The following is an 8,608-nucleotide window of genomic DNA, read 5'->3' on the forward strand; positions in this document are numbered from 1 at the left end:
AGATATAAATGGCTTATCTACATCATTATCTAAGAAAGAGATTATAACTTCATCTCCAATTCTTGGTGTATGATAGAAGCCAGAAGAGTTGCTTGCAATAGGAGAAGCTACTCTAAGGAATGGTGCGATAGAGTGCAGTATCTTACTGAGATTCATATTTGCAAGGGATTGAGAAGAAGTATTTTTAGAGGATTCAAGTTTAGAATCTTGAGTTGATGAGGAAATATTATCCATATTATTTTGCACCGCATTATTTTGATTAATATTTGCTTGATTGGAGCTATCTTGATTTACATCTTCTTACATTAATCTTTCTTGAGCTAAGGCATAGGCATAAAAGCTATTTAGTCTTACTCTTTCTCTATTATATTCATCAGTATATAGAGTGTTTGCTTCTTAGATTCCACACTCTCCATATAATGCCTCATCGCCAAAGTATCGCTCCTCATTTTTGCCCTTTAGCACAGCATAGCCTCCCTCGTTTAGCTCAAAATCATAGATTCTAAAATCTAGTTTGACTTTGCCTGTGATTCTACAAGGATAAGTGCAGTATTCAGCTAGTGGAATATGGTCATACTCTTTAGCTTTTTTAAAAAATTTGATAATATTTTCTTTACGAAAATATTGCACGATTTGAGTGTTGCAAGTTTCTTTTATGGCATTGATATAGGATTCTCCGCTTTCCTTATCTGCTCTACTAAGCTTAACGCTAGGTTGGTCTAATTCTACGATTGTAATACCTTTGAAATTATCTGCATATACAAATAGGCATAATGCAAGTATTATATAGGGGACTTTCATAGTTTTGTCTCTATATGTTCTAGCAAAGATACACCTTCTGTTGAGTTTTCATCTTTATATGCAATCTTGGCGTGTGCATATATATTAGCTTTGTTCATGTTAAATAGCTCAAGTAAAACTGCAACAAGTTGTTCTAAACTTTCTAGTTGCTTTGTTGTGGCATTTGGGTATCTTTTTGTTTTATTATCGTATTTTCCAACCACCTCTATCCCTATACTATCAGAATTTATAGGATACCTGTTTGGATAGGATTTGCTTTTTTCGTAATTTGAAACTTTTATTTTTCTAGCACTATAAGAAGTTTTTTCTTTCCAGATGCTTTCTATTAAAGCCTTTTCTTGAGTATTCCAAGTTTTCTCCAATTCGACTTTTGAGCGAATATCCCCCACATGCTGTGTATATTTATGCAAACTTGCACACTGATAGATTGTGCCATCTGTATCGATTAAGAAATGTGTGCCTACTCTAGCATTATTTGGATTATTCCAAGATTCTAATGAACTTTTTGCCGTATTAGAATCTGTCATATGTAAAACAATGGCTTTAGGCATAAAACCATTTGCTAAAGACAATTCAAGTCTAGTTATAGGATATTTCACTATACCCAATCCTTGCAAATACCCCTCACTATCGATATAGTAAGGTTTTTCCACCTCCACATACACCACCTCTAGCACCAAAATATTTATCCCTTTATGTTGCATTGTCGTGTGGATATGTGCTAAATCCTCAAATAACTCTCTAGATTCTAAGAATATTTTGATATGTTTTTTAATTTGTGGGGATTTTAGATTGATAGGTCTTTGCAAAGATTCATATTCGATAAGATTAAGGTTATTATGATTAGCATTATAGGATATATAAAACCTCTTTTTGTCATTCATGCATTCAAAGGCTAGAGGAGAGAATTCCTTGACAAGATGCGGTGTGTCTATTCTGTGCTTATTGCTTGTGGGGATTAGGGCAGATTGTATGTCTGTTTTTGCTATCATATATGTGCCTATGTCAAGACTTTTGGCATTAGTATCCACTCCTTGCTCTAGCTCTATATGTCCATGCCTTCGCATATATTCGTTTTTGGTTTGCGAGAGTTTATAGCTTTTTAGTATCTGCCCATAGCTTAGTAGGTCTAAAGACTTGCCAGTATATTGTAGCGATAGAGGCATAGCTCTATAATGCTTTATATCATACCTCACAGATTTAGAAGGAGTTTTAAGATAAGCAAAGATAGCAATGTTTTTACCTTCCCAATCTTTTTTTATTGGTATGCTTAAACTTTCCCCTTGAGTGTTAAGCTGTGTGGGGCTTAGCATAATTCCTTGCTTTTGTAGCTCCTTATGTATATCTTGATGTTTTTCAAACACTATATAACCCCATTTGGTATTGTGGCGATATTGTGCTATGAGGCTTTGTGTCTCTTTTATGTCTTTTGTCTTACCCTTGATAATATATTTTGCCTTTAGGCTAAGAGGTATAGCCAATTGCGTAGTATTATGTGCTTGTATTGTGTCAATCTTGTATATAGCACTTACTCTTACTTGAGCGTTTATCTTGTCGTGTTGTGCTATATGTTTTGGTATATCTTTTGCAAAATGTAATGTCTTTATACCCTCTAGGCTACCTTGCTTTTTATACGCAGGGCTTATGTCTAGTCTAGGAGATATTTGGATATGTGTTATCTTTTGTTCCTCATCTAGCCCTAATTGCTTTAGCACAAAATACACTTGTGATAAAGAGCCATTATTATAGACTAAGATATTATTGCATTCTATCAAGCCTCTATCATCACTTATTACCCTCTCTACAAAGTGCCCTATATCCATACTAAAGGCATAGATTTCTTTATTAGCTAAAGGCTTGTTGTTGTGATTGATACATTGGGCTTGTAGGCGTATAGGGATAGTGTTGGGAGCAGTGTGGAGTGGGGTGTCTTGCGAATCTTGCTTTTTAAAATCTGCTCTATCTAAATAATGTGAGCATTCTAAGAAATTATGAATATCATTCACATTACATCGTTCATCACATAGTAGCACAACAAGGGATTGAAATTCCTCATTACTAAGATTTCCTGTAATGATTTCTTGTGGTGTTTCATTGATAAGATTGTTAAATTCTTTAGAGATTAGCTCTCTAAGCTTTGGTTCCTGAATAGATAATGCTTGATATATGAGTTCAAATGCCATGTCAAAAGGGTCTTGTGGTATGAGGCTTTGCGTATCAAGAGAATTTATAAGGGTTTCAAGGATAGATTCTATATCAATTTCTATGATTTTCTTATCATTAAACCAAGTTACAAAGCTTTGAATATCATCTCTATAAGTCCATAATCCTGCACCTATGCCTGCACCAAAGATTGGGGCAATAATTTTTCCTTGACCTTTCCCGCCAAACCCACTGAGTGCATAACCCCCTAGCAATGTCGCTATCAATCCACCACCAACATCAATGATTATCTCTCCTGCTTTGTTGCTAGTAATCATACTAAAGGGTATAGCAATGATGATAGAATAGCCATTAAAGGCTATTGTGGATTTTCTAGGCAGAAACCTCTTAAGTTTTCTTATACCTTTTTCTTTGCTGTAATCTTTCTCTTCTTGTGGATTATTGCGTTGATAGTGTGCTTGTGCGGCTCCAAAAAGTATAGCTAAAAACGCAGCCACACAAGCAAGGATAAGCTTTAATCTGTCCTCTTTGTTTGCTTGTGCGTATTCTTCTATCTTTTTCTTTACTCTTTCATCTTTGATATATCGATAATCTTTTAGCATTTTTTGATATAGTTCATCTTTTATATCCTTGCCATCAATGGTAATTTTCACATTAAATCCATAATCCCCTGCGATATAGCTTTTTAGAATCTCCCCTATATAGTTTAGATTATCCTGCATAGATTCTAAGAGTGCTAACTCCTCTATAAAAGCAGCACTTATAGTATCGTGGTGAAGAAAAGAGTGTGGATAGAGTGTATCTTTTTCTTGTGTAATATTGTCTTGATGAGATAGAGTATTAGTTTGCATTAGAATCCTTAGTGCAATCTTGTCTAATTTCTTTTACTTTTTCATTGTAGAGATTCATAAAGTTTTCTTTGACTTGATGTCCATTTCTGACAATCAAATTAAAATGTATAGTATCGTGGTCATTTTCTTTACCATAGCGGACTACTATTATCTTGTCATCTAAGGCTTCTTGTATATTCTTTTCACTTAAAGGATAGAGATTCTCATAAGGGATAAAGACATCACTAAAGATTCGCCCAATGAGTAAGCCCTTTTCTGTGATACTAAGAGAGTTTTGAGATATATAGGCTAATACACGCCATAGAGATATTAATAAGGATGCTAAGCCAAAAGCATACATTTTTAGTAACCCAGCAAACATAATAAAACTTAGAGCACCAAAAAAAAGAGAGAGATACATCAAACCTGCAAATCTCCACCTTTGCCATTTTACTTCCATAAGAATCTTACCTACATTATGGTTTTTTGCTCTTGCAAATTTAGGAGTAAAAAATAAAATAAAAATAGCAAAAATAATACACACAACATAAAACCAAAAAGAGTGTATAAGAAATATCTTAACAATAAAAGGGAGATTATGGATAATTTGTGCTTGCAAAACTATATTTTTCTTCGTATAGGCTATAAGGGCAAGATTGCCAAAGACTATTATGAGTGCTACCCACATGGAATAATTATAAAAAAAAGTATAAAGTTTTACTATTTGCTTTTTATATGGTTTTAAGCTAAATATATGTGTAAGAAAATATAAAAACATAACTAAACCTCCTTTAATTAATGACTTGACTATGAAGTTATTTATTATACAATTTGCATTTGACACTTTCTTTATCTACACTTAAATCTTGATTATCCATGTTAAGCACAGAGCCCTTTAGAGAATCTTTGATAGTGAATATAATCTTTACTTGAATAGGCAATCCCTTTTCTATGCTTGTCGCAATGGTGCTTATAGTAGAATCCATCATACTTAAAGCATTGAAAAGATAAGTTTTTAGAGTATCTTTATCTTTTTCTTGTGTGATTCTTTCTAACTCTTCTTGTGTCATACATTCATAGAATTGCTCCCCATTCTCATCAGTGATAAGTCTATTGCTTGGGACACATACTATTGCAGCTATGCTATAAATTTCACCCATTGTTTGCCTCCACAACCACCCTTTTTAAACCAATAAATGGTCTTTGATTTATTGCAATAATTTTTTCTGCACTATATCCCATTTGAGAATCTAACTCTTGTATTAGAGCATTCACATTACTCATTCCAAAGGGATTAAAGCGAGTGCAAAAATAAGGTATTACATGTTTGTTGCTAAAAAACATAGGTCGCACAAATGCAAGAGGAGAAATGCCTAATCTATGCTCGCGTCTGGGTAAAGTTATCAATGCTAATCCCTCTCTACTTAGCTTAAGATTCCCAAAGATTCTGTATTCTAAAATAACATAGTCTTTAAATAATAGAATCTTTTTTAGTAGAAATGGTTTGCTTATAAAAATATGAAACAACACAATAACAATAAAGGGCGGTGCGAATATTGATAATATAATCGCCATAGAATAAACAATAAAAATATACAAAAATCCTAGAGTCCATACACAATAATTCTTAAAGCCACCTTGATATTCGCAGACTAAAATAGGATTGCTTTTGTCTATGTGTTTGTTCGCTAAACCATTTTTAAAGAGTAGAATATGGATATATAGCCATATAACACCATACATAGCAAAAAGAAATGCAATAATAAAATAAGAGATGAAAAATATAAGACTATCATCATGTAATCTTGAAAGAACACCATATAGCAAATATACACTCATTGCTATTAATATTGCACCAATATCAAACATCACCGAATACAAAATATGATTCCACTTCCTATCTCTCTGGCTTCCTAAGCCATTAAATAAAAGTGGGTCAAAGGGTCTTTTAGTATTCATCTTATTCCTTTTAAACCATAGCCAAACAAGCAAGGATAAGCTTTAGATTCTCATCTTTGTTTGCTTGTGCGTATTCTTGTATTTTTTGTTGTATTTTTGTATCTCTGATATATCGATAGTCTTTTAGCATTTTTTGATATAGTTCATCTTTTATATCCTTGCCATCAATGGTAATTTTCACATTAAATCCATAATCCCCTGCGATATAGCTTTTTAGAATCTCCCCTATATAGTTTAGATTATCCTGCATAGATTCTAAGAGTGCTAACTCCTCTATAAAAGCAGCACTTATAGTATCGTGGTGAAGAAAAGAGTGTGGATAAAGTATGTCATTCTCTTGTGTAGAGTGGGATTGCATAGATGTGTTAGTTTGCATTTGTGGAATCCTTTGTGTAGCTTTATGTCTTTTTGGCTTCTTTGGTTTTTTCTTGGTAGAGATTAAGGATTTTTTCTATTATAGAAGTATTTTCCCAATACAAATAAATACCAAAATCCTCTTTACCCTTGTGAGAGAATGCCATAGAAAATGAATGTGTTTCAAGAGCATTTTTCAAGCTACTTTCATTTAAAGGATAAAGTTCAGCATAAGAAAAAAAGAAATCATAAAAAGCCCTTTGTATCAATACGCCATCTTGAGTCAAAACGATTGAGCGATTAATGACAAATTCAATCGCTATTAATAAGATTCCAAGCACTAAGGCTATTCCAGCACCATACATTTTTAGAATTATAACAAACAAAAGAAAAACCAAAAGTGCAAAAATAATCCCTAGAGTAAAATTAAATATATAACGCAAAGATAGTCTTTGTATTTTGATTTTCATTAATGGTATGCCCATATTATGGCTTTTAGCATCGATAAAGGACGATGGTTTAATGGCACTAAAAAGCATTAAAATAGCTATAATAACATATATCCACCAAAAATGAATTGCAAATATTTTTACAATCAATGGTAGTGTATCAACATGTGATATAACATGTTTTACCGTAGCGTATTCTTTTCTTAGATAGGCTAGATAAAGCATATCACCAAGTGCTAAAATAGGTAGATACACATAGAGTATCAGGGCTAACATCTTACTTGTAAAAATAGGACATATATTATTTTTTCTAAAATAATTTAAATAATAAGCGTATATAGACATTGTTTTTCCTTAAGCTATTAAAAGTATCGGGATAGTATTTAGGAGCTGCGTGGAGGGGAGTGTCTGATGGCTTAGATTCTGTATTTTTAGAATCTCCCCTATATAGTTTAGATTATCCTGCATAGATTCTAAGAGTGCTAACTCCTCTATAAAAGCGGAGTTTGTGCTATTGTGATGGAGAAAAGAGCGTGGATAGAGTGTATCTTTTTCTTGTGTGATATTGTCTTGATGAGATAGAGTATTAGTTTGCATTAGAATCCTTAGTGCAATCTTGTCTCATTTCTTTTACTTTTTCATTGTAGAGATTCATAAAGTTTTCTTTGACTTGATGTCCATTTCTGACAATTAAATCAAAATGTATAGTGGTATAGTCGCTTTCTTTACCATAGCGGATTGTTATGATTTTCTGGTCCAAAGCATTTTGTATATCCTTTTCACTTAAAGGATAGAGATTCTCATAAGGGATAAAGACATCACTAAAGATTCGCCCAATGAGTAAGCCCTTTTCTGTGATACTAAGAGAGTTTTGAGATATAAGGGTTAATAGATACCATAGACATACCAATGAGAATGTCAAACCAAAAGCATACATTTTTAGTAACCCAGCAAACATAATAAAACTTAGAGCACCAAAAAAAAGAGAGAGATACATCAAACCTGCAAATCTCCACCTTTGCCATTTTACTTCCATAAGAATCTTACCTACATTATGGTTTTTTGCTCTTGCAAATTTAGGAGTAAAAAATAAAATAAAAATGTTCAAAATAAAATACACAACAACAAGCCAAAAAGAGTGTATAAGAAATATCTTAACAATAAAAGGGAGATTATGGATAATTTGTGCTTGCAAGACTATATTTTTCTTCGTATAGACTGCAAGGGCAAGATTGCCAAAGACTACTATGAATGTCGGTATCCCAACAAAGAAGAAAGATAGACGATACATTGTGTGCAAAAATTTTCCGCAATTTTTAAATACTGGGTGATACCATAAAAAATACAAAAACATTATGTAATCCTTTCTATATAGTTTATATTATCTTGTATAGATTCTAAACTTGCTAACTCTTCTACAAAAGCAGAGCTTATACTATCATGATTAAGAAAAGAGCGTGGATAGGGTATAGTGTCTTTTTCTTGTGCGATATTGTCTTGATGAGATAAAGTATTAGTTTGCATTAGAATCCTTTGTATTGTTTTATGTTCTTTTGGCTTCTTTGGTTTTTTCTTGGTAGAGATTTATATATTTTCTACCCATTATCTATTTTATCTCTACTCACTTTTAATCTCCCCACCTTTAACGATGAGTCCTTTAGAATCTATTATGACTTCTACACCACCTGCTTTTAAGATTATTTTATCGCCCGAAGCTGCAATCATGCTCTCTCCTATATTAAAGTTTAGAGTATTATTTGCCTGGATAACCATATCTGTTGCCACATTTATATCAGAAGTATAAGAATGTAGCGTTAAATGTTTTTTAGATTCTAAAGCCATATTTTCATTGGCATTGAGAAATATACTTGAATTTGTGGTTATAGTATGGTTATTAGCAGCAAATACATCAATATCCTTTACTACACTCTGCGTAAAACTTCCCTCAATATGCTCTTGTCTCTCTCCTTTCACAACTTGATGTAAATCCCCACCAACACTACTAGAAAGATTATTATTTATTTCTATTGTTTTATCTCCCCCAATAGATTC

11 protein-coding genes and 1 pseudogene are annotated in these 8,608 nt (G+C 32.7%); all 12 read right to left on the reverse strand.

The features are described from left to right. On the reverse strand, positions 1–156 hold a 156-nt coding region (locus C6H17_RS10490), incomplete at its 3' end, for a phage baseplate assembly protein V (RefSeq protein ID WP_418904713.1). 240 nt (positions 157–396) lie between these two features. Next, positions 397–801, reverse strand: coding sequence for a hypothetical protein (locus tag C6H17_RS10495; RefSeq protein ID WP_005219509.1), 405 nt, complete (start codon positions 799–801; stop codon positions 397–399). Continuing rightward, the gene (locus C6H17_RS10500) at positions 798–3,815 is read right to left on the reverse strand and encodes an N-acetylmuramoyl-L-alanine amidase (protein WP_104731436.1); all 3,018 of its coding nucleotides are present in this window, start codon (positions 3,813–3,815) and stop codon (positions 798–800) included. Before C6H17_RS10500 ends, C6H17_RS10495 begins: the two co-directional genes overlap by 4 nt. Further along, positions 3,805–4,572 (reverse strand): hypothetical protein, encoded by a 768-nt coding sequence (locus tag C6H17_RS10505; RefSeq protein WP_104731437.1) that lies wholly within the window; start codon positions 4,570–4,572, stop codon positions 3,805–3,807. Before C6H17_RS10505 ends, C6H17_RS10500 begins: the two co-directional genes overlap by 11 nt. Before the next feature lie 37 nt (positions 4,573–4,609). Further along, on the reverse strand, positions 4,610–4,954 hold the full coding sequence (locus C6H17_RS10510) for a hypothetical protein (protein ID WP_005219505.1): 345 nt from the start codon (positions 4,952–4,954) through the stop codon (positions 4,610–4,612). Next, the gene (locus tag C6H17_RS10515) at positions 4,947–5,753 is read right to left on the reverse strand and encodes a hypothetical protein (protein WP_005219503.1); all 807 of its coding nucleotides are present in this window, start codon (positions 5,751–5,753) and stop codon (positions 4,947–4,949) included. Before C6H17_RS10515 ends, C6H17_RS10510 begins: the two co-directional genes overlap by 8 nt. A 10-nt stretch (positions 5,754–5,763) precedes the next feature. Beyond that, positions 5,764–6,129 (reverse strand): hypothetical protein, encoded by a 366-nt coding sequence (locus C6H17_RS10520; RefSeq protein ID WP_104731438.1) that lies wholly within the window; start codon positions 6,127–6,129, stop codon positions 5,764–5,766. Between the two features lie 22 nt (positions 6,130–6,151). Beyond that, a complete protein-coding gene (locus C6H17_RS10525) occupies positions 6,152–6,901 on the reverse strand; it encodes a hypothetical protein (protein WP_005219501.1) in 750 nt (249 codons plus the stop codon). Positions 6,902–6,910: 9 nt separating this feature from the next. After that, positions 6,911–7,153, reverse strand: coding sequence for a hypothetical protein (locus tag C6H17_RS10530; RefSeq protein WP_104731439.1), 243 nt, complete (start codon positions 7,151–7,153; stop codon positions 6,911–6,913). Continuing rightward, positions 7,143–7,910 carry a hypothetical protein gene (locus C6H17_RS10535; protein WP_104731440.1) on the reverse strand — a complete coding sequence of 256 codons (768 nt, stop codon included), beginning with the start codon at positions 7,908–7,910 and terminating at the stop codon, positions 7,143–7,145. Before C6H17_RS10535 ends, C6H17_RS10530 begins: the two co-directional genes overlap by 11 nt. Then, a complete protein-coding gene (locus tag C6H17_RS12325; protein ID WP_005220116.1) occupies positions 7,910–8,080 on the reverse strand; it encodes a hypothetical protein in 171 nt (56 codons plus the stop codon). Before C6H17_RS12325 ends, C6H17_RS10535 begins: the two co-directional genes overlap by 1 nt. Positions 8,081–8,173: 93 nt before the next feature. Then, positions 8,174–8,608: pseudogene (locus tag C6H17_RS10540) on the reverse strand (hypothetical protein); the annotation flags it as partial.

This window comes from Helicobacter rappini (genome assembly GCF_900198625.1).
Classification (GTDB): Bacteria; Campylobacterota; Campylobacteria; order Campylobacterales; family Helicobacteraceae; genus Helicobacter_A; species Helicobacter_A rappini.